Genomic DNA, 21,630 nt, shown 5'->3' on the forward strand with positions numbered 1-21,630 from the left:
CGGACTCATCCGTGAGTCAAGAACATGTCGGTCAACAGGTAACCCGCCTGCGGCGGATGGAAATCAGGGCGCGATGTACTGCTGGGCCTTGCTGTCGAAGCGGTAGTGCACGGTGTCGCCGGCACCCAGCGCGCGGGTCTTGCCCGGGGCTTCGATGGTGGTGCCCTTGAAGGTCACGGTCAGCTGCGGCAGGCCGTTGCCATCGGCCACGAAGGCCAGTTCGCCATCGCTGTCGGTGCACGGCATCACGTTGCCGTCGTCGCAGGCCGCGCTGTTGTCTTCGCCGGTGCGCACCGAGCCGACGTAGCGCCAGACCTTGCTGTCCAGGTCGTCCTCGCTGCGCTTGGGGTTGAACAGCAGCAGGGCGTAGCCGCTGCTGCTGATGCCGCGGTCGAAGCTGCTGGTCGGCACCGCCAGCAGCAGGCGGCCGTCGGCGGTGCGGTGTTCGATCGGCTTGCGCCGGGTATCGACGTCGTCGGCCTTGTCGTAGGCGCCGAGCGCACCGATGGTCCATTCCTGGCCGCGGAACTTCCACGGCTTCTTCGCGTCGCCGCCGGCCAGTACGAAGGTGGCCTCGGCCAGATTGGCGCGGTCGTCGGGGCCGGCCGGCTGCTGTTCGCCCGGCTTGCCGTAATGCTCGCGGGTATCCCAGGAAAAGCCGGTGTAGTAGGTGGTGCCGTCCAGGGTGAAGCGGTGGCCGAACCAGAAGGTCGCCACGCTGCCGTTCTGGACCTCATAGGACGTCGCACCGTCGCCATCCACCTGGTAGATGAAATACATCACGGTCGGCGCGTCGGGCGGGGTGACGGCGGCATCGGGGGAGGGGTTCTGCATCGGGGCAACATCCTGTCGGGGCGCTTTGGCAGCCTGCGCAGGCGCAGGCTGGGAGGACGAGGGGGCCGGATCGGCGGCGCTGCAGGCGGCAGCGGAAAGAGAGACGAGCAGGCATGCCGCGAATGCGCGCAGGGGCCGCAACGGCAGGGTCCAACGTAGCTCGGGGGGGGACTGCATGCGCCTCTCCATGGTCAGCGTTGCCGGGCCAGACGGCCGGCAGGAAGCCGCACCCCATCCACCACGGACGGGAGCGAGGACATGAGCCGGTCGATTCCTTCGACCTCGCATTGAGAACTCATGCCTGCCCATCTTGGCACAGATCCGCAGGCCGTCAAAGAGGGGGGGCGGCAGCCGGGTCTGTGATGTGAAGTGCGTCTCAGATCTTGCCGTCACGCAGGTAGTCGAACAATTCGGCGTCGCCCTTCAGCCCCAGCTTGAGCATGGCGTCGCCCTTCTGCCGGCTGATGGTGCTGACGCTCTTGTGCAGCTGCAGCGAAATCTCCTTCACCGTCATGCCGGTGCCGAGCAGTCGCAGCACCTCCACTTCGCGTGGTGACAACGGCTTGCCGTCGCCCTCGCGCATGCGCCAGCTGCCGGCCGCGTCCACCCGCTCGCGCAGGCTGCGGCTGATGTAGGGCTGGCCGCGGTACACCGACTGGATGGCCTGCGGCAGCTCGTCCATTGACGAACTCTTGTCGACCAGACCGAGCACGCCACTGTCGAGCACCATGCGCAGGATCGCCAGGTTGCTGGAGACGCTGAGCATCAGCACCGGCAGGTCCGGATGCCGGCGGCGGATCATGCCGATCATGGCGAAGCCATCGGCCTGCGGGCTGCCCGGCATGGAGTAGTCGGTGACCAGCAGGTCACAGGGCTGGTTGGCGAGCAGGGTCATCAGCGCCTGCGCGCTGTCGGCCTCGCCGACCACGCGGCCCACGCCGCTCGACTCGATGACGGCGCGGGTACCGATGCGGACCACCGGGTGATCGTCTGCGATGATGATGCGCAAGCTCATGCTCTAGTATGGCCATCGGGCACGCCGGGCCGCGACCATCGCGGTCCCTGGCAGGATTCTAGGAGATCGACGCAGATGCGTAGGTGGGCTGTTCGCGGGCTGCTCCTGCTGCTGGCGGTGCTGGCCCTGCCCGTGGCCCAGGTACAGCCGGCCCCTGGGCTGCTGCCGCTCAGCCCGTTGCAGCGCGAATACCTGGTGGCGCATCCGACCATCGTTGTCGGGCAGTATGACAGCGGTTGGCCGCCCTTCGAGTCCCTCCGTGACGGCCAGCAGGTCGGTCTGGGACCGGACTACCTGTCGCATCTTGCACGCCAGCTCGGCATGAAGGTCGAGGCGCGCCGCTATCCGGACTGGACATCCGTGCTGGATGCGGCATGTCGTGGCGAGATCGACGTGGTGATGAATGTCGGCCTCAGTGCCGACCGCACCCGCTGCATGGTCTATACCGCGGCCTACAGCGAAGCGCCGCTGGCCCTGGTGGGCCGGCCGGACGACCTGCGTGCCTCCGACATGCCCGACCTGGAGGGTCTGCGGGTGGTGATCGAGCAGGATTTCCTGACCGGTCCGCAGGTGCGCGCCCGATTCCCGCGTGCCCGCCAGCTTGTCGTAAACGACACGTTGAGCGCATTGCAGATGGTCAGAGACGACAAGGCCGACGTCTACATCGGCAATGCCTTTGTCGCCACCGAGCTGATTGCCAGCCGGCGCCTGCAGGGCGTGGCGCTGTTGCGGCCCAGCGACCTGCCCCCTGAACGGCTGCACTTCGGCATTCCCAACAGCAAGCAACCCCTGGCTGAAGCCCTGGACCTGGCGCTGGCGGCCACCAGCCAGGCCCAGCGTGATGCCCTCGCACAACGATGGCTGCCACCGCCGCACTGGTCGGCATCGGCGCAGCTGGCGCTGAGCCAGGCCGAGAAGCGCGTGCTGGAGCAGCCGTTGAAGATCGGTTTCGCCCCGAATGCCGCGCCACTGTCGTTCACCGGCGAGGATGGCCGGCCCAGCGGGCTGGCCAGCGAATACCTGCAGCGCCTGATGCAGGCCGGTGCCAACCTGCAGGTCGAGGACAGCCACGACTGGTACGAGGTGCGCGAGAAGGCCCGCCGCGGTGAGCTGCAGGCGGTGATGGGCATTCCTGTCGATTCACGGTACCTGGGCCCGGACTGGGTGTTCAGCCAGCCCTTCATCAGCGTGCCGAACGTGATTGTGGTCAGGAGCGATGGCGAGTCGCTGCTGGGCCTGGCTGACCTGCAGGGCAAGCGCGTGCTGCTGTCCGACCCGGAGCGTGTGCGCGGCTACGTGCTGCAGCAGGCACCGCAGGCGCGGATCATCGCTGCACGCAGCGCCGAACAGTCGCTGCAGCGCCTGCTCGCTGGCGACGCCGATGCGTACATTGGCAACCTTGCCGTGGTCGATCACCTGCTGCGCAGCCGTTTCCCGGGGCGGCTGCAGGTGGCGGCACCGGCCGGCTTCAACGACCAGCTGGTGCTGGCTGTGGACCGCCGCCACGCGGCACTGGCTACCACCTTCGATCGCCTGCTGCTGCAAATGACCCCACGCAAGCGCGAGGCCCTGCGCAATGCCTGGCTGGGGGTGGAGTACCGCAACGGTGTCGACTGGAACAAGGTGCTGCGGTGGGGCGTGCCGGTGCTGCTGGTGCTGCTGACCGCGCTGCTGGTACATGGCGTCGGCCATTGGCGGCTGCGCCGCGAGGTGGCAGGACGTCGCCAGCTGGAGCAGCGTCTGGCCGAGGTGACCGACAACCTGCCTGCAGTGGTCTATCAGGCGCGTCGCGACGCCGATGGCGCGCTCAGCTTCCCGTTCATCGCCGGTGACCTGCCTGCGTTGTTCGGCATTACACGGCAGCAGGCCGAACAGGATGCGAGGGTGTTGCTGGAACGCATCGAGGAAGAGGACCGCGCGCACATCCTGCACTCCATCGAGCAGGCCGCGCGCCAGTTCGCCCCATTGATCCTGGAGTTCCGCCTGCGCAGCGATGGGGAGGGCGTGCGCTGGGTGCGCAGCCAGGCCCACCCCTATGCCGCCGAAGAGGGCGCGGTGATCTGGAGCGGTTACTGGGTGGACGTGAGCGAAGCGCGGATGCAGGCCGATGCCCTGGCGGCGGCGAAGGCGGACGCCGAGCAGGCCGCCGAGGCCAAATCGCGCTTCCTGGCCACGATGAGCCATGAGATCCGCACGCCGATGAGTGGCGTGCTGGGGATGCTGGAGGTGCTGGCGCACTCACCGCTGGACAGCGAACAGCAGCGCATCCTCGGCGTTATCGAGGATTCGGCCCAGATGCTGCGGCAGATCCTCGATGACATCCTCGATTACTCGCGGCTGGAAGCAGGGGCGTTGCGCCTGGAACCGGTGCCGCAACCGCTGCGGCCCCTGCTGGAGAGCGTGTGCCGCCTGCTGTCGGCCCAGGCCAGCGCGCGTGGCCTGGCGCTGCACGTGCAGATCGATCCCGAGCTGGCGCCGGCCCACGAAGTGGACGGCGTGCGGCTGCGCCAGATCGTGTTCAACCTGCTCAGCAATGCCATCAAGTTCACCGCACAGGGCGAGGTGCGCCTGCAGCTGGAGGTGCTGGGGCCGACCAGCGAAGACGGCGTGCAACCGCTGTGCCTGAGCGTTACCGACACCGGCATCGGCATCGCACCGGAACAACTGCAGCACCTGTTCGCGCCCTTTACGCAGGCCGGTGCCTACATCCAGCGTGACCACGGCGGCACTGGCCTGGGCTTGAGCATCTGCCAGCGACTGGTGCAGATGATGCAGGGCGAATTGACCCTGCACAGCACGCTGGGCGAAGGAACCCGCGCCGAAGTGCGGGTATCGCTGGTGGAGGCCGGCAGCGAGGACGCGGCGGCACTGCTGGCCGAGCAGGACCAGTCCGCGCTGCTGCCCGCCGCGCTGCGCCAGGCGCGGGTGCTGGTGATCGAGGACCACCCGACCAACCAGGCGATGATGGCGTGGCGGCTGCAGCAGCTGGGCGTGCCCCATGTGCTGCTGGGCGATGGCCAGCAGGCGCTGGATCGCCTGTCGTCGGAGAGCTTCGACCTGGTGATCACCGACTGCCGCATGCCGGTACTCGATGGATTTGGCTTCACCCGCCTGCTGCGCGAACGCGAGGGCCGTACCGGCCAGCCGCGGCTGACGGTGCTGGCGCTGACCGCCAGCGTGCTGGACGACGATGCGCGCCGCTGCCGCGAGGCCGGCATGGACGAGGTACTGGCCAAGCCGCTGTCGCTGGCCACGCTGCGTGCGGCGCTACTGCGCTGGCTGCCGCAGGCCCAGGGCCAGTCGTTCGAGGTGCCGGTGCCGGAGGTTGCCGCCGACGACGGTGAAGCATTGCCTGATCTGGCCACCCTGCAGCAGCGCTTCGGCTCGCGCGTGGTGGCCGAGCAGCTGCGCGACAGCCTGTTGCAGGCCAGCGAGGGTGACCTGGCCGCCGTGCAGCGCGCCGTGCAGGCTGGCGACCGCCAGGCTGCGGCGCTGCACCTGCATCGCCAGGCCGGCGGGCTCGGGGCGATCGGGGCCACGGCACTGGCCCAGCAGGCCAATGCCCTGGTCGAGCGCCTGCAGGATGCGGCAGAGGCCGATACGGCGCCGTTGTTCGCCACCGTAACGACGTTCGTGGCGCGGCTGCAGCAACAACTGCAGCGCCTGGCTCACTGAGCCGACTGCTGCTGCAGGTAGGCGATCACCAGGGCGCGGCGTTCTGCGCTGGGGAAGGCGTTGTACATGCGGGTGCCCGGCACCAGGTGCGTGGGTGACTGCAGGAAGGTATCCAGCGTCTGTGCGGTCCAGGTGATGTCGGCGCGGCGCATGCCGTCGGAATACCCATAGTCGGGCAGGCTGCCGGCGCGGCGGCCGATCACGCCGTGCAGGTTGGGTCCGAAGCGGTGGATGCCACCGGGCTGCACGGTGTGGCAGCCGGCACACAGTTCGAACGCGCGCTGCATGGCCTGCTGCCGGGCCTGTTCGGGCGTGGCCGGCACCGCGGGCGGGCGCTGGCAGGCCGTGGCAAGCAGGGCCACGGCAACGGCGGTGAGCAGGCGGCAGGCACGCATGGGTGGGCAGGATAGCGGTGCGGTGGAGCGGTCGGGCTGCGACACACGGTCGCAGCCCGGGGCGATCACATGCCCGAGTAGTTCGGGCCGCCGCCGCCCTGCGGGGTCACCCAGACGATGTTCTGGGTCGGATCCTTGATGTCGCAGGTCTTGCAGTGCACGCAGTTCTGCGCGTTGATCTGCAGGCGCGCGTTGTCGGCTTCGCCAACGAACTCGTACACACCGGCCGGGCAATAGCGGGCTTCCGGGCCTGCGTACTCGGCCAGGTTCACCTTCACCGGAATGCTGGGGTCCTTCAGCGTCAGGTGGCTGGGCTGGTTCTCGTCGTGGTTGGTGCTGCTCAGGAACACCGAGCTGAGGCGGTCGAAGGTCAGCACCCCATCCGGCTTCGGGTAGGCGATGCGGGTGTGCTTGGCGGCCGGTTCCAGGCAGGCATGATCCGGCTGCGTGCGGTGCAGGGTCCACGGCGGGTTGCGCACGCCCAGCTTCGGCAGCAGCCACTGCTCGACGCCGGTCATCAGCGTGGCCACGGTCTGGCCCTTCTTGAACCACTGCTTGAAGTTCTTGGCCTGCTGCAGTTCGGTGAACAGCCAGCTGGCTTCGAACGCCTTCGGGTAGGCGCTCAGTTCATCGTGCTGGCGGTCGGCGGCCAGCGCGTCGAACGCGGCGTCGGCGCACAGCATGCCGGTCTTGATCGCGGCATGGCTGCCCTTGATGCGGCTGGCGTTGAGGTAGCCGGCCTCGCAGCCGACCAGTGCACCGCCCGGGAACACCGTCTTCGGCAGCGACAGCAGGCCACCGGCGGTGATCGCACGCGCGCCGTAACCGATGCGGGTACCGCCTTCCAGATGCTTGCGGATGGACGGATGGGTCTTGAAGCGCTGGAACTCTTCGAATGGGCTCAGCCACGGGTTCCTGTAGTCCAGGCCGACCACGTAGCCGATGGCGACCTTGCCGCCGTCGGCGTGGTACAGGAACGCGCCGCCGTAGGTGTCGCTGTCCAGCGGCCAGCCGGCGGCGTGAACCACCAGACCCGGCTCATGCCGGGACGGGTCGATCTGCCACAGCTCCTTGATGCCGATGCCGTAGGCCTGCGGGTCCTTGCCTTCGTCCAGCGTGTAACGCGCGATCAACTGGCGGCCGAGATGGCCGCGCGCGCCTTCGGCGAAGATCGTGTATTTCGCCTGCAGCGCCATGCCGCGCTCGAACGCCGGGCCGATGCTGCCATCCTTCTCGATACCCATGTCGCCGGTGGCCACGCCGATCACTTCACCGTTGTCGCCGTACAGCACCTCGGCTGCGGCGAAGCCGGGGAAGATCGCCACTTCCAGCGCCTCGGCCTGCTGCGCCAGCCAGCGGGTCACTTCGCCCAGGCTGATGATGTAGTTGCCTTCGTTGTGGAAGCACTCCGGCAGCAGCGCGTTGGGCGTGCTGCGCGCGCCGGTTTCGCTGAGGAACAGGAATTCGTCACGGGTGACCTTCTGCTTCAGCGGTGCGCCGCGCTCGGCCCAGTCCGGGAACAGCTCGGTCAGCGCGCGCGGATCCATCACCGCACCAGACAGCACGTGCGCGCCTGGTTCGGACCCCTTCTCCAGCACGCACACCGACAACTCGCGGCCGGCTTCGATCGCGCGCTGGCGCAGGCGGATCGCGGTGGCCAGGCCGGCGGGGCCGGCGCCGACGATCACCACGTCGAATTCCATTACTTCACGCGGGGGCAGGGCGTTGGCTTCAGCGCTCATCGATTGCATGACTCGTGGGTAGGGCCGGCATCGGGGCCACCGGCGGTGCCTGGGAATCGCGCGTGCAGCCACGAGCGAAACGGTTGTTTGAATGTGTCAGGGTACCGGGCCGCGCGTGATCGAGCTAGATCGCCGATGTTCACGTCACGATTGCTGCGGTGCAGCGTAAGGCTGTGGCCCGGGTGGGTGCCGACCCTGGTCGGCACGCTCTGCCCGGATGACCGACAATGGCCGGGTCCTGACTGCGCGTGAGTGCCATGGCTTTGCATCCGTACGATCTGTTCGATGTCCGTTCCCTGCTCAATGAGGAAGAGCGCGCGGTGCAGGAGAGCGTCGCCCGCTTCACCAACGAGCGCGTGCTGCCGATCATCGGCGATGCCTTCGACCAGGCCCGTTTCCCCTCTGAACTGGTGCCGGAGATCGCCTCGCTGGGCCTGCTGGGCGCCACCCTGCCGGCCGAATACGGCGGCGGTGATCTGGGTGCGGTCAGCTATGGCTTGATCTGCCAGGAGCTGGAGCGCGGCGATTCGGGCCTGCGCAGCTTCGTCTCGGTGCAGAGCTCGCTGTGCATGTACCCGATCTATGCCTACGGCAGCGAGGAACAGCGCCAGCAGTGGCTGCCGGCGATGGCGCGCGGCGAACTGATCGGCTGCTTCGGCCTGACCGAGGCGCACGGTGGGTCCGACCCGGCCAGCATGAAGACCCGCGCGGTGCGCGACGGCAGCGACTGGCGCATCAGCGGCAGCAAGATGTGGATCACCAGCGGCCCGGTGGCCGACCTGGCCATCGTCTGGGCGCAGACCGAGGACGGCATCCAGGGCTTCGTGCTGGAGAAGGGCATGGCCGGCTTCACCACGCAGGAGATCAAGCACAAGATGAGCCTGCGCGCGTCGCTGACCGGCGCGCTGTTCTTCGATGACGTGCGCGTGCCCGACAGCCATCGCCTGCCGAACGTGAAGGGCCTGAAGGGGCCGCTGGGCTGCCTGACCCAGGCCCGTTACGGCATCAGCTGGGGCCCGATCGGTGCCGCCGTTGCCTGCCTGGATGAAGCGCTGGGCTATGCCAAGGAGCGCGTGCTGTTCGGCCGCCCGCTGGCGGCCACCCAGAGCGCGCAGATCAAGCTGGCCGAAATGGCCCGCCGCATCACCACCGCGCAGCTGCTGGCGCTGCAGCTGGGCCGCCTGAAGGAAGCCGGGCAGCTGCAGCCGCAGCAGGTCAGCCTGGCCAAATGGAACAACTGCCGCATGGCCATCGACATCGCCCGCGAATGTCGCGATCTGCTGGGTGGGGCCGGCATCACCACCGAACACGTGGCGATCCGGCACGCGCTGAACCTCGAATCGGTGATCACCTATGAAGGCACCGAGACCGTGCACCAGCTGGTGATCGGCCGCGAACTGACCGGCATCAACGCGTTCTGAGTGCACCGGTAGTGCCGGCCGCTGGCCGGCATTGCCGAGTAGGGTGGGCGGCAACGGACGCCTATCCAGAGATGCAAACTGAATGAAGAACAATTCCACTGTAAGACTGCTGTGCCTCCCGCTGCTCTTCCAAGCCTCCGTGCTGCAGATGGCGTGGGCAGGCAACAGGGACGATGCGGCATGGGCAGGCAGCTATTCGCAGGCGAGCGATCTGTGTACCGAACCGGGCAGCGGACGAAGTTGCCGCGATGGGTTCAGGGACAGCCTGTCGATTGTCGAAGAATCACTGGGCTATAGGGTTGAGCTGCACAGTACCCAGTCGATGCAGCACGTCTGCTCCTTCGTGCTGCATATGAAGCCAGAAGGCGGAAAACTGATTCATCAGTCCGAACTGGGCACAGTGGCTATCGAGAAACATGCAGGTGCGCTGAGAGTCTCATCCGGCGGGATCGACCCGACGGTGACGGGCTTGGGCATGTGCGGTGCGCATGCCGATATTGATGGTCTGGAGTTTTCTTCTGTCGGCAATCGCACCCGCCCCGGGCAACGCAAGGGCGCCCACTCCTGATTGATCCAGGCGGAAGGCATCCACGCATGGCGTGGATCTTATCTCTTGCCGATCTGGCACCTTGGGTGCCGAGAGCCCGGCGTGGGCGACCGTGTGGATCCAGGTCTTGCGACCGAGAAGTAGCTTGGGTCCCCACGCCGGATTCTCCCTGAACCGCCCGAACAGTTGGTTGAGTTGGCGCTCGAACTGATAAGACTGGGCAAGCGGGGAGAGCTCTCGACCCTGTCAGCCTAGCGGAGTTCTGTCATGTTTGGGATCGGGATCGATGTGAGCAAAGCCACGCTGGATGTGGCCGTCCATGGAGAGCAGTTTCGCCAATTCAGCAACGACAAGCGCGGCTTTGTGCGCTTGATTCGGTGGCTGAAGACGTGGCCGATCAAGCAGGTCGTTCTTGAGGCAAGCGGGGGCTACGAGCGTGCTGCTCTGGATGTATTGCACGCCGCCGGCCTGCCGATGGTGCGAATCAATCCGGCGCGTGCACGGCGATTTGCCCAAGGCACGGGCCGTGCCGCCAAGACCGATCGGCTCGATGCGACAGTGCTGGCGCAGATGGCCCATTTGTTACCGCTGACCCGCTACGTACCGCCTGCCCCTTGGCAGCAGCGTCTGGCTGAATTTGCGCAATGCCGCAGGCATCTGGTGCAGATGCGGGTCAGTGAGATGCAGCGCTTGCGGCGATTGGTCGATCCGGATCTGATTGCGATGAAGCAACGCCATATAGCCCAGCTATCTGACGACCTGAAGCAACTGGATAAAGCTATTGCCGAGCAGCTTGAGGGACAGCCTGGCTGGAAGAATATCGGTGCGCTCAAAGGCGTCGGCCCCATCCTGATCAGCACACTGGCCTGCGAGTTGCCCGAACTGGGCAGCTTGGGAAGCAAAGCCATAGCATCGCTGGTGGGGTCGGCCCCGATGAACCGCGAAAGTGGCACCTGGCAGGGCCAACGGCGGATCAGTGGTGGGCGCGCAGTGGTACGCGAAGCCCTTTACATGGCGGCCCTGACGGCCATCCGGTACGAGCCAAGACTGCGCGCGTTTTACGCTGGCCTGAAGGCCAAGGGCAAAGCGAGCAAGGTGGCGCTCGTGGCGGTCATGCGCAAAATGCTGGTGATCCTCAACGCCCGTAAGCGGGACGCCGAGGTGGCCCTCGGCTGCCCCTGACAAGACAGTTGCTACTGCGCGGCTGTTGGGTCCGCCTTGAAGCGAGCCGAGCACCGCAGGTCCGGTGGGGGCGAAGAGGCGCGGGTGTCTGAGCGCAGCGAGTTCCGCGCCGTCCCCCGGCGGGCCGAGGAGCGCAGGGTACCGGTGCGCAGCACCGGCTCGCGGATGGCGGCGCGTTTCTTTTGGTTACTTTTCTTTCCGCGCGGAAAGAAAAGTAACGCCCATGAACGCATGCGCGCGCTTCAGCAGTCGGGCGCAAGGGAGAAGCATGGCCTCACGCGCCGCCGGCAAACCCGTGCTGCCGCCACGCCTCGTACATCACCACGGCAACGGTGTTGGAAAGATTGAGGCTGCGGTTGCCCGGCCGCATCGGCAGGCGCAGGCGGCGGCCATCCGGCAGCGCATCGAGCACGTCCTGCGGCAGGCCACGGCTTTCCGGGCCGAACAGGAAGGCATCGCCATCTTCGAACGCCACGCTGTCGTAGCGGACGCTGGCACGCGTACTCAGGGCGAACAACCGCTTCGGTGCGATCCGCGCCAGCGCGGTGTCCAGGTCGGGGTGCACCTGCAGGCGCGAGTACTCGTGGTAGTCCAGGCCGGCGCGCTTGAGCTGCTTGTCTTCCAGTGCGAAGCCGAGCGGCTCGATCAGGTGCAGCTGCGCGCCGGTGTTGGCGCAGAGCCGGATCACATTGCCCGTGTTGGGCGGGATTTCCGGTTGGAACAGGATTACGTGGAACGGGGGCGCGGCATTCATCGGCGCAGTGTACCTGCGACGGCGGCCGCCTCTACGGCGCACGCCCTGCGCTGGGCAGGGCGGCACCGCTTACGGGCGCAGCAGGACCTGGGCGGTTTCGGTGGCCAGGGCCTGCAGGTCTGCAGCGCTCGGACGCACCTGCAGGGCCGGCAGGTTGACGATCATCTGGTTGGCGACGCTGGTGGCAGCGGCAGCCAGGGTGGCGGCGTAGCGCTGGGCTTCCAGTTCGGCGGCCAGGGCGACGCGCTGTTCCAGGCTCGGGCGCACTTCCACCGAGGCCAGGGTGGTGATCGGCATCGCGGCGGCGACCGGGGCGGCGACGTAGCCGTTGCGCTCGGCCAGCTGGTCGGCGCTCGGGCGCACTTCCACGGTGGCCAGGGTCGGGATGCCGCTGGCCTGTTCCCAGGCCTGCTGGGCCAGCTGGTCGGCGGCCGGGCGAACCTGCACGGTGGCCAGGGTCTTGATGGATTCGGAGGCCTGCACCGACGAAACAACCGCGGTGCCGGCGATCAGGGCGATGGCGATGGCAATGGTCTTGGCGTTCATGACGGGGCCTGTTTAGTGTTGGTGATCAGTGGTGTGGTAGTAAGGTAGTACACCAATTCCGGGGATGCAAGAAGAATTTTCGATTTCCTGCATTTGTTCAGTCTTCAGTCAGCTTGAGTCTGAAGCCCTTCCTGGCGCAGGAAGTACCAAGCAATCCCCGTGCCAACTTTTATTAATTGATTTACAAGGGTTTTTTATCAATCGAAAAGTGTCCGGTGGGCGGACACCTGTCCATTCGATATGCCGCGGACACTGTCCGGACGCCTTCAGCTGGCACATGTGACGGTTCACGCCCCCCGGCTGGGGCCGGGCCGGATGGCCTTCAGGGCAAACACCCCCAGTGACTGGCGACCGATTCCTGCCGTTGCCTGCGCAGGCTAGGATCGGGATTCACCTATGTGACCAAGGATCCGGATATGCCTCTCGCCCTTCGCCCGCGCGCCGCATTGCTGGCCGTCGCCCTCAGCACCGCCCTGGGCACGCTTGCGCCCACCTCCGCGCTTGCCGCCAGGCCGGCGGCACCGGCCAAGGTCGATATCCCGTACGAGCAGTTCACCCTGCCCAACGGCCTGCGCGTGATCGTGCATACCGATCGCAAGGCGCCGATTGTCGCGGTCAACGTCTGGTACCACGTGGGCAGCAAGGATGAACCGGCCGGCCGCACCGGCTTCGCGCACCTGTTCGAGCACCTGATGTTCCAGGGCAGCGAGAACCACGACGGCGAATTCTTCGAACCGTTCAAGCAGGTCGGTGCCACCAACCAGAACGGCACCACCAACACCGATCGCACCAACTACTTCGAGAACGTGCCGACCACCGCGCTGGACATGGCGCTGTGGATGGAGTCGGACCGCATGGGCCATCTGGTCGGTGCGATCGACCAGGCTGCGCTGGACGAGCAGCGCGGCGTGGTGCAGAACGAGAAGCGCCAGGGCGAGAACCAGCCCTACGGCCAGGCCTGGGACCAGATCAACAAGGCGCTGTATCCGGTTGGCCACCCGTACCACCACGGCGTGATCGGCTCGATGAACGATCTCAACGCGGCCTCGCTGGATGACGTGAAGACCTGGTTCCGCACCTGGTATGGCCCGAACAACGCGGTGCTGGTGCTGGCCGGCGACATCGACCTGGCCACCGCCAAGGAGAAGGTCGCCAGGTACTTCGGCAGCATCCCGGCTGGCCCGACCATGGCGCAGCCGGCGGTGAACGTGGCCAAGCGCAGTGCCGATACCCGCGAGACGATGACCGACAAGGTGCCGCAGGCGCGCATCTACCGCGCCTGGAACGTGCCGCAGGTCGGCACCGCCGACATCGACCAGTTGCAGCTGTTCTCCGAAGTGCTGGGCGGCGCCAAGTCCTCACGCCTGAGCCAGCGCCTGCAGCACCAGGACAAGCTGGTGGACAGCATCGGCTCGGGCCTGTCGACGTCGCAGCTGGGCTCCAACTTCGTGATCGTGGCGACCGTCAAGCAGGGCCAGGACCCGGCCAAGGTCGAGAAGATCATCGACGAGGAACTGGACCGCCTGATCAAGCAGGGCCCGACCGCGGCCGAGCTGGAGCGCGCCAAGACCGGCGCCCGTGCCGGCTTCATCCGTGGCATCGAGCGCATCGGTGGCTTCGGCGGCAAGGCCGATGCGCTGGCCGAGTGCGCGGTGTTCACCGGCGACCCGGGTTGCTTCCGCACCTCGCTGGCCAACATCGAGAAGGCCAGTGCCGCCGATCTGAGCCGCCTGGGCGCACAGTGGCTGGACAAGGGCAGCCACACCCTGGTGATCGCACCGGGTGAGCGCGTGGCGCTGAAGGAAGAACCGAGCCAGACGCCGAAGCCGTTCACCGTGCCGGCGGTGGACCCGAAGTACAGCACCCTGCCGGAACAGGTGGACCGCAAGGCCGGCGTGCCGCAGACCCGCGAGTTCCCGCAGCTGAAGTTCCCGGCACTGCAGCGCGCCACGCTGAAGAACGGCACCCAGGTGATCCTGGCCGAACGCCACGAGATTCCGGTGGTGCAGTTCAGCTACCAGTTCCCGGGCGGCTTCAGCGCCGACCAGGGTCGCAAGCCCGGCACCGCCAACTTCACCATGAGCCTGATGACCGAAGGCGCCGGCAAGCTCGGTTCGCTGGCCTTCGCCGACGCCGCCGACGCACTGGGCGCCAGCCTGGATGCCTCGGCCGGCCTGGACTCGATGAGCGTGGACCTGTCGGCGCTGAAGGAAAACCTGGCACCGTCGCTGGCGCTGTACCGCGACCTGCTGCGCGAACCGCGTTTCGAGCAGGGCGAGATCGACCGGGTCAAGGCGACCTGGATCGCCGGCATCCAGCAGGAGAAGGTGAACCCGGGTGCGGTGGCCATGCGCGTGCTGCCGCCGCTGCTGTACGGCAAGGGCCACCCGTACGCCATCCCGTTCACCGGCAGCGGCGACGAGGCGGCGATCAACGGCCTCACCCGCGAAGATCTGGTTGATTTCCACCACGACTGGCTGCGCCCGCAGAATGGCACCCTGATCGTGGTCGGTGACACCACCCTGGCCGAGATCGTGCCGCTGCTGGACAAGCAGCTGGGTGACTGGAAGGCGACCGGCGAGGCGCCGCAGGTGAAGGCGGCCACCGATGTCGCGCTGCCGAAGGGCCCGCGCGTGTTCCTGATCGACCAGCCGGGTGCGGTGCAGGCCAACCTGTTCGCCGGCCAGGTGGTGGCGCCGTCCAGCGCCGCCAGTTCGACCCGCTTCGACATTGCCAACGGCGTGATCGGCGGCGACTTCACCTCGCGCCTGAACATGAACCTGCGCGAGGACAAGCACTGGTCGTACGGCGCGCGCAGCAGCGCGACCAGTTCGGTGGGCCAGCGCCCGTGGATGGCCAGTGCGCCGGTGCAGATCGACAAGACCGGCCCGGCACTGGCGGAAATGCGCAAGGAGATCGCCGCATTCGCCGACGGCAGCAAGCCGGCCACCGCTGCCGAAGTCAACCGCATCCGCAACATCCAGACCCTCAGCCTGCCCGGTGCCTACGAGACCGCCAGTGCCGTGGCCGCGACCATCGGTTCGATCGTGCAGTTCAAGCGCCCGGACGACTATGTGCTGCGTCGCAAGGCCGAGATCGAAGCGATGACCCCGGCGCAGGTGCAGCAGGCCGCTGCCGAGATCAAGCCGCAGGCCCTGACCTGGGTGGTGGTGGGCGATCTCAAGCAGACCGAAGCGGCCGTGCGCGCGCTGAACCTGGGCGAGGTGACGGTGATCGACGCCGAGGGCAACCCGGTCAAGAAATAAGGCACGACCCGGCCCGCCTGTGGCGGGCCGGCTCCCCCGGTAGTGCCGGCCGCTGGCCGGCAAACCCTTAAGGGGTCGGAGCCCCCTGCGGGGGATCCGGACCCCTCTGCCGACCTGGGGTCGGATCCCCCGCAGGGGGCTCTGCCCCCGGCCCCGGCTACCCCCGATTCAGGCTGTTCAGGCAGAATCGCCCCATACCCTTCCAGGATCTGCCCATGCGCGTTCTGCTGCTTTCCTCTCTGCTGCTCACCGTCACTGCCTGTACCTGGGTGCCGATCGAACCGGCCGGCAAGGCGACCCGCGTGTTGCCGGCAGGTCCGGTTCCGGCCGGCTGCATCGCCAAGGGCGAGGTGGTGGTCACCGTGAAGAGCAAGGTCGGCTTCTACAACCGCAACCCGCTGCGCGTGCAGGAAGAGCTGGAAACCCTGGCCCGCAACGAGGCCCCGAGTGCCGGCGCCAACGCCGTACAGGCCGCTGCCGCGCCCGCCGATGGCAGCCAGCGGTTCGCCGCGTTCCAGTGCCCGCCGCGCTGAACGCTTCACCATACGGCCAAGCCTGAATTCGTAAAGATGCGGTGAAGGCCCCGGGGGTTATAGAATAGCGCCCCCTTTTGCCTGAGCCTTGGCGCTAACCTCGATGCTCTTCAAGAATGTCTCGATCGCCGGCCTGGCACACGTTGATGCGCCGCATACGCTGACGACCAAGGAAATCAACGAGCGGCTGCAGCCGACGTTGGATCGCCTCGGTATCCGCACCGACGTGCTCGGCGATATCGCCGGCATCCATGCCCGCCGCCTGTGGGACAACGGCGTGCTGGCGTCCGATGCCGCCACCATGGCCGGCCGCAAGGCGCTGGAAGACGCAGGCATCGATGCGACGCAGGTCGGCCTGCTGGTCAACACCTCGGTCAGCCGCGACTACCTGGAGCCGTCCACCGCCTCGATCGTGTCGGGCAACCTCGGCGTCAGCGACGAGTGCATGACCTTCGACGTCGCCAATGCCTGCCTGGCCTTCATCAACGGCATGGATATCGCGGCGCGCATGATCGAGCGTGGCGACATCGACTACGCGCTGGTGGTGGATGGCGAGACCGCCAACCTGGTGTACGAGAAGACCCTGGAGCGCATGACCGCCCCGGACGTCACCGCCGACGACTTCCGCAACGAGCTGGCCGCCCTGACCACCGGTTCGGGCGCCGCCGCGATGGTGATGGCGCGCTCGGAACTGGTGCCGGATGCACCCCGCTACAAGGGTGGCGTGACCCGTTCGGCCACCGAGTGGAACCAGCTGTGCCTGGGCAATCTGGACCGCATGGTCACCGATACCCGCCTGCTGCTGATCGAAGGCATCAAGCTGGCCCAGAAGACCTTCACCGCCGCCAAGATCGCCTTGGGCTGGGCCGTGGAAGAGCTGGACCAGTTCGTGATCCACCAGGTCAGCCAGCCGCACACCGCTGCGTTCATCAAGAACTTCGGCATCGACCCGAAGAAGGTCATGACCATCTTCGGCGAGCACGGCAACATCGGCCCGGCCTCGGTGCCGATCGTGCTGAGCAAGCTCAAGCAGCTGGGCAAGCTGAAGAAGGGCGATCGCATTGCACTTCTGGGCATTGGTTCCGGCCTGAACTGCTCGATGGCCGAAGTGGTCTGGTAAGCAGCCCGCTGCCCGACCTCCTGTAGAGCCGAGCCATGCTCGGCTCACGCGCGCAGCGCGGCTCTTCCGCAGCGGACCGGAGAGCAGCCGAGCATCGGTTCGGCTCCACATTGCGCCGCGACTCTCCCTAGGTGCTCCGCATGCGCGATCTTCCCGGTTACCCCGCCCACCCGCAGCGCTTCGAGGTTCGCCCCGGCCTGTCGATGAACTATCTCGACGAAGGCCCGCGCGATGGCGAAGTGGTGGTGATGGTGCATGGCAACCCGTCGTGGAGCTATTACTGGCGCACGCTGGTGGCCGGCCTGTCGGACACATACCGCTGCATCGTGCCGGACCACATCGGCATGGGCCTGTCGGACAAGCCCGATGACAGCCGCTACGAGTACACGCTGCAGTCGCGCGTTGACGACCTCGATGCGCTGCTGAAGCACCTGGGCATCACCGGCCCGGTGACCCTGGCGGTGCACGACTGGGGCGGCATGATCGGCTTCGGCTGGGCGCTGTCGCACCACGACCAGGTCAAGCGCCTGGTGGTGCTCAACACCGCCGCGTTCCCGATGCCGGCGGCGAAGAAGATGCCGTGGCAGATCGCGCTGGGCCGCCACTGGAAGATCGGCGAGTGGATCATCCGCAGCTTCAACGCGTTCTCGTCCGGTGCCTCGTGGCTGGGCGTGGAGCGGAAGATGCCGGCCGACGTGCGCCGCGCCTACGTGTCGCCGTACAACAGCTGGGCCAACCGCATCAGCACCATCCGTTTCATGCAGGACATCCCGCTGTCGCCGGCCGACAAGGCCTGGTCGCTGCTGGAGCGTGCCGGCAAGGCGCTGCCGTCGTTCGCCGACCGACCGGCCTTCCTCGGCTGGGGCCTGCGCGACTTCGTGTTCGACCACCACTTCCTGAAGGGCTTCCAGGCCGCGTTGCCGCAGGCCCAGGTGCATGCCTTCGAGGACGCCGGGCACTACGTGCTGGAAGACAAGCACGAAGTGCTGGTGCCGGAGATCCGCGCTTTTCTGGACAAGAACCCGATCTGATCGGTGTGCCGACCAACGGTCGGCACCCACCCCTTCCTCTTCCGGTGGGTGCCGACCGTTGGTCGGCACACCCGAAGGGTTCATGAGGTTGCCGGCCAGCGGCCGGCACTACTACGCCGCGACCGGTGCCTGCGGCGGTGAGGACGGGCTGTTGCCGTTGTCGTCCGGGTGATCGTCGTCATTGTCGGCGTCATCGCGCCAGCGCCAGTCGGCCAGCGTCAGCGGGTCCAGGCCGTAGGCGATGCGTGCCTTGTCGCACTGCGGGCTGGCCTTGCCGTACTCCCACGATGCATCCACCTCACGGCACACGCTGGGCCGGTTGGGGTGGATGGTGCAGCGTGAGTACACGCCGATCTGCGCGTCCAGCGCCACGCAGCGCACCGGCTTGGAGTGGGTGCCGCGCATGCACAGGCGGTGCGGGTCCAGCACCTCGGTCAGCTGGTGCGGCACGCCGCCGGGGGTGACCTCGTCCGATTCCATCCAGTGGAAGGCCACGCGGTATTGGGTGCAGCAGGCGCCGCAGGTCATGCAGGGATGTTGCATGGGCAAGCCGCCTCGGGCGGCAGTCGGAATCAGGAACGAGGGTGCGGATTTTCCACGAAGTGGGCCGCCGCGCAAGAAATTCCGTAAGCGGCGACAATGAACGGATGAACCGACCCTGCAACATTGCCGCGCGCCTGCCTGAACTGGCGCGTGAACGCCCTGACCAGATCGCCATCCGCTGCCCGGGCCGCCGGGGCGCCGGCAACGGCATGGCCGCCTACGATGTCACCCTGGATTACCGCCAGTTGGACGCCCGCAGTGATGCCATGGCCGCCGGCCTGGCCGGCTATGGGATCGGCCGCGGAGTGCGCACGGTGGTGATGGTGCGGCCGTCGCCGGAGTTCTTCCTGCTGATGTTCGCGTTGTTCAAGCTGGGCGCGGTGCCGGTGCTGGTCGATCCGGGCATCGACAAGCGCGCGCTGAAACAGTGCCTGGACGAGGCGCAGCCGCAGGCCTTCATCGGCATTCCGTTGGCGCACGTGGCGCGGCTGGCGCTGCGCTGGGCGCCGTCGGCGACCCGCCTGGTCACCGTTGGCCGCCGCCTCGGCTGGGGCGGTACCAGCCTGGCTGCGCTGGAGCGCGCCGGCGCCAAGGGCGGGGCGATGCTGGCCGATACCGATGGCGAGGACATGGCGGCGATCCTGTTCACCAGCGGCTCCACCGGTGTGCCCAAGGGCGTGGTCTACCGCCACCGCCACTTCGTGGGCCAGATCCAGCTGCTGGGCAGCGCGTTCGGCATGGAAGCGGGCGGCGTGGACCTGCCGACCTTCCCGCCCTTTGCCTTGTTCGACCCGGCGCTGGGCCTGACCTCGGTGATCCCGGACATGGACCCGACCCGGCCGGCGCAGGCCGATCCGGCACGCCTGCACGATGCCATCCAGCGCTTCGGCGTGACCCAGCTGTTCGGCTCGCCGGCATTGATGCGGGTGCTGGCCCGGCATGGCCGGCCGTTGCCGACGGTGACCCGGGTGACCTCGGCCGGTGCGCCGGTGCCGCCGGACGTGGTCGCCACCATCCGCAGCCTGCTGCCCGCCGATGCGCAGTTCTGGACCCCGTACGGCGCCACCGAGTGCCTGCCGGTGGCGGTGGTCGAGGGGCGTGAGCTGGAGCGTACCCGCGCGGCCACCGAGGCCGGCGCCGGCACCTGCGTGGGCAGCGTGGTGGCCCCCAACGAGGTGCGCATCATCGCCATCGACGACGCCCCGCTGGCCGACTGGTCGCAGGCGCGCGTGCTGGCGGTTGGCGAAGTGGGAGAAATCACGGTGGCTGGCCCGACCGCCACCGACAGCTACTTCAACCGCCCGCAGGCCACGGCCGCCGCGAAGATCCGCGAGACGCTGGCCGATGGCAGCACCCGCATCGTCCATCGCATGGGTGACGTGGGCTACTTCGATGCGCAGGGCCGGCTGTGGTTCTGCGGGCGCAAGACCCATCGCGTGGAAACCGCACAAGGGCCGCTGTACACCGAACAGGTCGAGCCGGTGTTCAATACCGTGCCCGGCGTGGCACGCACGGCACTGGTCGGCGTTGGCCCGGCGGGTGCGCAGGTACCGGTGCTGTGCGTGGAACTGCAGCGTGGCCAGAGCGACAGCCCGGCGTTGCAGGAAGCGCTGCGTGCGCATGCCGCAGCGCGCACGCCTGAGGCCGGCCTGCAGCACTTCCTGATGCATCCCGCGTTCCCCGTCGATATCCGTCACAACGCCAAGATCGGCCGCGAGAAGCTCGCCGTCTGGGCCAGCGCCGAACTGGAGAAGCGCGCATGAAGATCCTGGTCACCGGTGGTGGTGGTTTCCTTGGCCAGGCGCTGTGCCGCGGGCTGGTCGAACGTGGCCACCAGGTGCTGGCGTTCAACCGCAGCCACTACCCGGAACTGCAGGCCATGGGCGTGGGCCAGATCCGCGGCGATCTGGCCGATGCGCAGGCAGTGCTGCACGCGGTGGCCGGCGTCGATGCGGTGTTCCACAACGGCGCCAAGGCCGGCGCCTGGGGCAGCTATGACAGCTACCACCAGGCCAACGTGGTCGGCACCGACAATGTCATTGCGGCATGCCGCGCGCACGGCATCAACCGGCTGGTCTACACCTCAACGCCCAGCGTGACCCACCGCGCCACGCATCCGGTGGAAGGCCTGGGGGCTGACGAGGTGCCGTACGGCGAGGACTTCCAGGCACCGTATGCGGCGACCAAGGCGATCGCCGAACAGCGCGTGCTGGCCGCCAACGATGTATCGCTGGCGACGGTGGCACTGCGCCCGCGCCTGATCTGGGGCCCGGGTGACCAGCAGCTGGTGCCACGCCTGGCCGAGCGTGCACGTCAGGGTCGCCTGCGCTTGGTCGGCGACGGCAACAACAAGGTCGATACCACCTACATCGACAACGCCGCGCTCGCGCATTTCCTCGCTTTCGAGGCATTGGCGCCGGGTGCCGCGTGTGCGGGCAAGGCCTACTTCATTTCCAACGGCGAACCGCTGCCCATGCGCGAGCTGGTCAACCGGCTGCTGGCCGCTGTTGGCGCGCCGACGGTGGACAAGGCGATCAGTTTCAAGACCGCCTATCGCATCGGCGCGGTCTGCGAACGGCTGTGGCCGCTGCTGCGCCTGCGTGGCGAGCCGCCGCTCACCCGCTTCCTGGCCGAGCAGCTGTGCACGCCGCACTGGTACAGCATGGAGCCGGCCCGCCGCGATTTCGGCTATGTGCCGCAGGTCAGCATCGAAGAAGGGCTGCGCAGGCTGAAGGCTTCATCTGCTGCATAGATCGCCGTCACTGGTTGCACACCGCAGGATCTGGAGGATGGACCCACGCCATCCAAGGCTCGACCACCCGCGAGGAGCGCCATGCTGCATTACGCCATCATTTTCTTTGTCATCGCCATCATCGCCGCCGTTCTGGGCTTTTCCGGCATTGCCGGCGCCGCAACGAACATCGCCTGGATCCTGTTCGTGGTGTTCCTGATCCTTGCGGTGATCTCGATGTTCCGCAAGCGCGGCTAGCCGGTAGTGCCGGCCGCTGGCCGGCATCGCTTTTGCG

General features: G+C 67.4%; 18 protein-coding genes. 11 read left to right on the forward strand and 7 right to left on the reverse strand.

From position 1 onward, the window contains the following. Positions 1 to 63: 63 nt before the first annotated feature. Together ACT6SE_RS22260 and ACT6SE_RS22265 are read right to left on the reverse strand one after the other, a co-directional pair. A complete protein-coding gene (locus ACT6SE_RS22260) occupies positions 64 to 834 on the reverse strand; it encodes a hypothetical protein (protein ID WP_014645535.1) in 771 nt (256 codons plus the stop codon). Positions 835 to 1,210: 376 nt separating this feature from the next. Then, positions 1,211 to 1,849: a response regulator transcription factor gene (locus ACT6SE_RS22265; protein ID WP_014035550.1), complete on the reverse strand. Its 639-nt coding sequence runs from the start codon at positions 1,847 to 1,849 to the stop codon at positions 1,211 to 1,213. Positions 1,850 to 1,924: 75 nt separating this feature from the next. On the opposite strand from ACT6SE_RS22265, the gene ACT6SE_RS22270 reads away from it, so the two are divergent. Further along, positions 1,925 to 5,524: an ATP-binding protein gene (locus ACT6SE_RS22270; RefSeq protein ID WP_444811071.1), complete on the forward strand. Its 3,600-nt coding sequence runs from the start codon at positions 1,925 to 1,927 to the stop codon at positions 5,522 to 5,524. Here ACT6SE_RS22270 and ACT6SE_RS22275 read toward each other — a convergent pair. Next, positions 5,518 to 5,919, reverse strand: coding sequence for a c-type cytochrome (locus tag ACT6SE_RS22275; RefSeq protein ID WP_014645538.1), 402 nt, complete (start codon positions 5,917 to 5,919; stop codon positions 5,518 to 5,520). The genes ACT6SE_RS22270 and ACT6SE_RS22275 overlap by 7 nt on opposite strands. 65 nt (positions 5,920 to 5,984) lie before the next feature. Then, on the reverse strand, positions 5,985 to 7,661 hold the full coding sequence (locus ACT6SE_RS22280; protein ID WP_041862952.1) for an electron transfer flavoprotein-ubiquinone oxidoreductase: 1,677 nt from the start codon (positions 7,659 to 7,661) through the stop codon (positions 5,985 to 5,987). A gap of 257 nt (positions 7,662 to 7,918) precedes the next feature. Between ACT6SE_RS22280 and ACT6SE_RS22285 the strand changes: the two genes are divergently transcribed. From ACT6SE_RS22285 to ACT6SE_RS22295, 3 genes are all read left to right on the forward strand, one after another. Beyond that, positions 7,919 to 9,082 (forward strand): acyl-CoA dehydrogenase family protein, encoded by a 1,164-nt coding sequence (locus tag ACT6SE_RS22285; protein WP_046427898.1) that lies wholly within the window; start codon positions 7,919 to 7,921, stop codon positions 9,080 to 9,082. An 82-nt stretch (positions 9,083 to 9,164) separates the two neighbouring features. Beyond that, the gene (locus ACT6SE_RS22290) at positions 9,165 to 9,650 is read left to right on the forward strand and encodes a hypothetical protein (protein WP_049420677.1); all 486 of its coding nucleotides are present in this window, start codon (positions 9,165 to 9,167) and stop codon (positions 9,648 to 9,650) included. A 246-nt stretch (positions 9,651 to 9,896) separates the two neighbouring features. Then, entirely contained in the window at positions 9,897 to 10,811 is a 915-nt protein-coding gene (locus ACT6SE_RS22295) for an IS110-like element ISStma6 family transposase (protein ID WP_088375452.1), read from the forward strand. Positions 10,812 to 11,085: 274 nt separating this feature from the next. Here the strand turns inward: ACT6SE_RS22295 and ACT6SE_RS22300 are convergent, their stop codons facing one another. Both ACT6SE_RS22300 and ACT6SE_RS22305 read right to left on the reverse strand, forming a co-directional pair. Beyond that, entirely contained in the window at positions 11,086 to 11,565 is a 480-nt protein-coding gene (locus tag ACT6SE_RS22300; protein WP_046427945.1) for a tRNA (cytidine(34)-2'-O)-methyltransferase, read from the reverse strand. A gap of 69 nt (positions 11,566 to 11,634) precedes the next feature. Next, positions 11,635 to 12,111, reverse strand: a complete 477-nt coding sequence (locus ACT6SE_RS22305) for a hypothetical protein (RefSeq protein WP_046427949.1) — start codon at positions 12,109 to 12,111, stop codon at positions 11,635 to 11,637. A 416-nt stretch (positions 12,112 to 12,527) separates the two neighbouring features. On the opposite strand from ACT6SE_RS22305, the gene ACT6SE_RS22310 reads away from it, so the two are divergent. The 4 genes from ACT6SE_RS22310 (at position 12,528) to ACT6SE_RS22325 (ending at position 18,061) form a co-directional block, all read left to right on the forward strand. After that, positions 12,528 to 15,377 carry a M16 family metallopeptidase gene (locus tag ACT6SE_RS22310; RefSeq protein ID WP_046427952.1) on the forward strand — a complete coding sequence of 950 codons (2,850 nt, stop codon included), beginning with the start codon at positions 12,528 to 12,530 and terminating at the stop codon, positions 15,375 to 15,377. A gap of 215 nt (positions 15,378 to 15,592) precedes the next feature. Then, positions 15,593 to 15,910, forward strand: a complete 318-nt coding sequence (locus ACT6SE_RS22315; RefSeq protein ID WP_005407628.1) for a DUF4156 domain-containing protein — start codon at positions 15,593 to 15,595, stop codon at positions 15,908 to 15,910. 103 nt (positions 15,911 to 16,013) lie between these two features. Next, a complete protein-coding gene (locus ACT6SE_RS22320; RefSeq protein WP_014035559.1) occupies positions 16,014 to 17,030 on the forward strand; it encodes a 3-oxoacyl-ACP synthase III in 1,017 nt (338 codons plus the stop codon). 140 nt (positions 17,031 to 17,170) lie between these two features. Next, positions 17,171 to 18,061 (forward strand): alpha/beta fold hydrolase, encoded by an 891-nt coding sequence (locus tag ACT6SE_RS22325; RefSeq protein ID WP_046427956.1) that lies wholly within the window; start codon positions 17,171 to 17,173, stop codon positions 18,059 to 18,061. A 111-nt stretch (positions 18,062 to 18,172) separates the two neighbouring features. Here the strand turns inward: ACT6SE_RS22325 and ACT6SE_RS22330 are convergent, their stop codons facing one another. Further along, positions 18,173 to 18,604 (reverse strand): YkgJ family cysteine cluster protein, encoded by a 432-nt coding sequence (locus ACT6SE_RS22330; protein ID WP_029380125.1) that lies wholly within the window; start codon positions 18,602 to 18,604, stop codon positions 18,173 to 18,175. Positions 18,605 to 18,708: 104 nt separating this feature from the next. On the opposite strand from ACT6SE_RS22330, the gene oleC reads away from it, so the two are divergent. The 3 genes from oleC to ACT6SE_RS22345 all read left to right on the forward strand — a co-directional run bounded on the left by oleC (position 18,709) and on the right by ACT6SE_RS22345 (position 21,593). Further along, positions 18,709 to 20,367 carry an olefin beta-lactone synthetase gene (gene oleC / locus ACT6SE_RS22335; RefSeq protein ID WP_041862955.1) on the forward strand — a complete coding sequence of 553 codons (1,659 nt, stop codon included), beginning with the start codon at positions 18,709 to 18,711 and terminating at the stop codon, positions 20,365 to 20,367. Beyond that, entirely contained in the window at positions 20,364 to 21,356 is a 993-nt protein-coding gene (gene oleD, locus ACT6SE_RS22340) for a 2-alkyl-3-oxoalkanoate reductase (protein WP_014645546.1), read from the forward strand. The genes oleC and oleD overlap by 4 nt, the downstream gene beginning before the upstream one ends. 81 nt (positions 21,357 to 21,437) lie before the next feature. Beyond that, a complete protein-coding gene (locus ACT6SE_RS22345; RefSeq protein ID WP_005407633.1) occupies positions 21,438 to 21,593 on the forward strand; it encodes a DUF1328 domain-containing protein in 156 nt (51 codons plus the stop codon). The last annotated feature ends 37 nt before the right edge of the window (positions 21,594 to 21,630 follow it).

The organism is Stenotrophomonas sp. LC732 (assembly GCF_052446685.1).
GTDB classification, from domain to species: Bacteria; Pseudomonadota; Gammaproteobacteria; order Xanthomonadales; family Xanthomonadaceae; genus Stenotrophomonas; species Stenotrophomonas muris.

Coding starts and splice junctions, on each gene's coding strand:
- oleC (WP_041862955.1), top strand. CDS start 18,709: ATGAACCGACCCTGCAACATTGCCGCGCGCCTGCCTGAACTGGCGCGT.
- ACT6SE_RS22280 (WP_041862952.1), bottom strand. CDS start 7,661: ATGAGCGCTGAAGCCAACGCCCTGCCCCCGCGTGAAGTAATGGAATTC.
- ACT6SE_RS22345 (WP_005407633.1), top strand. CDS start 21,438: ATGCTGCATTACGCCATCATTTTCTTTGTCATCGCCATCATCGCCGCC.
- ACT6SE_RS22310 (WP_046427952.1), top strand. CDS start 12,528: ATGCCTCTCGCCCTTCGCCCGCGCGCCGCATTGCTGGCCGTCGCCCTC.
- ACT6SE_RS22275 (WP_014645538.1), bottom strand. CDS start 5,919: ATGCGTGCCTGCCGCCTGCTCACCGCCGTTGCCGTGGCCCTGCTTGCC.
- oleD (WP_014645546.1), top strand. CDS start 20,364: ATGAAGATCCTGGTCACCGGTGGTGGTGGTTTCCTTGGCCAGGCGCTG.
- ACT6SE_RS22260 (WP_014645535.1), bottom strand. CDS start 834: ATGCAGAACCCCTCCCCCGATGCCGCCGTCACCCCGCCCGACGCGCCG.
- ACT6SE_RS22325 (WP_046427956.1), top strand. CDS start 17,171: ATGCGCGATCTTCCCGGTTACCCCGCCCACCCGCAGCGCTTCGAGGTT.
- ACT6SE_RS22295 (WP_088375452.1), top strand. CDS start 9,897: ATGTTTGGGATCGGGATCGATGTGAGCAAAGCCACGCTGGATGTGGCC.
- ACT6SE_RS22270 (WP_444811071.1), top strand. CDS start 1,925: ATGCGTAGGTGGGCTGTTCGCGGGCTGCTCCTGCTGCTGGCGGTGCTG.
- ACT6SE_RS22285 (WP_046427898.1), top strand. CDS start 7,919: ATGGCTTTGCATCCGTACGATCTGTTCGATGTCCGTTCCCTGCTCAAT.
- ACT6SE_RS22315 (WP_005407628.1), top strand. CDS start 15,593: ATGCGCGTTCTGCTGCTTTCCTCTCTGCTGCTCACCGTCACTGCCTGT.
- ACT6SE_RS22265 (WP_014035550.1), bottom strand. CDS start 1,849: ATGAGCTTGCGCATCATCATCGCAGACGATCACCCGGTGGTCCGCATC.
- ACT6SE_RS22300 (WP_046427945.1), bottom strand. CDS start 11,565: ATGAATGCCGCGCCCCCGTTCCACGTAATCCTGTTCCAACCGGAAATC.
- ACT6SE_RS22320 (WP_014035559.1), top strand. CDS start 16,014: ATGCTCTTCAAGAATGTCTCGATCGCCGGCCTGGCACACGTTGATGCG.
- ACT6SE_RS22330 (WP_029380125.1), bottom strand. CDS start 18,604: ATGCAACATCCCTGCATGACCTGCGGCGCCTGCTGCACCCAATACCGC.
- ACT6SE_RS22305 (WP_046427949.1), bottom strand. CDS start 12,111: ATGAACGCCAAGACCATTGCCATCGCCATCGCCCTGATCGCCGGCACC.
- ACT6SE_RS22290 (WP_049420677.1), top strand. CDS start 9,165: ATGAAGAACAATTCCACTGTAAGACTGCTGTGCCTCCCGCTGCTCTTC.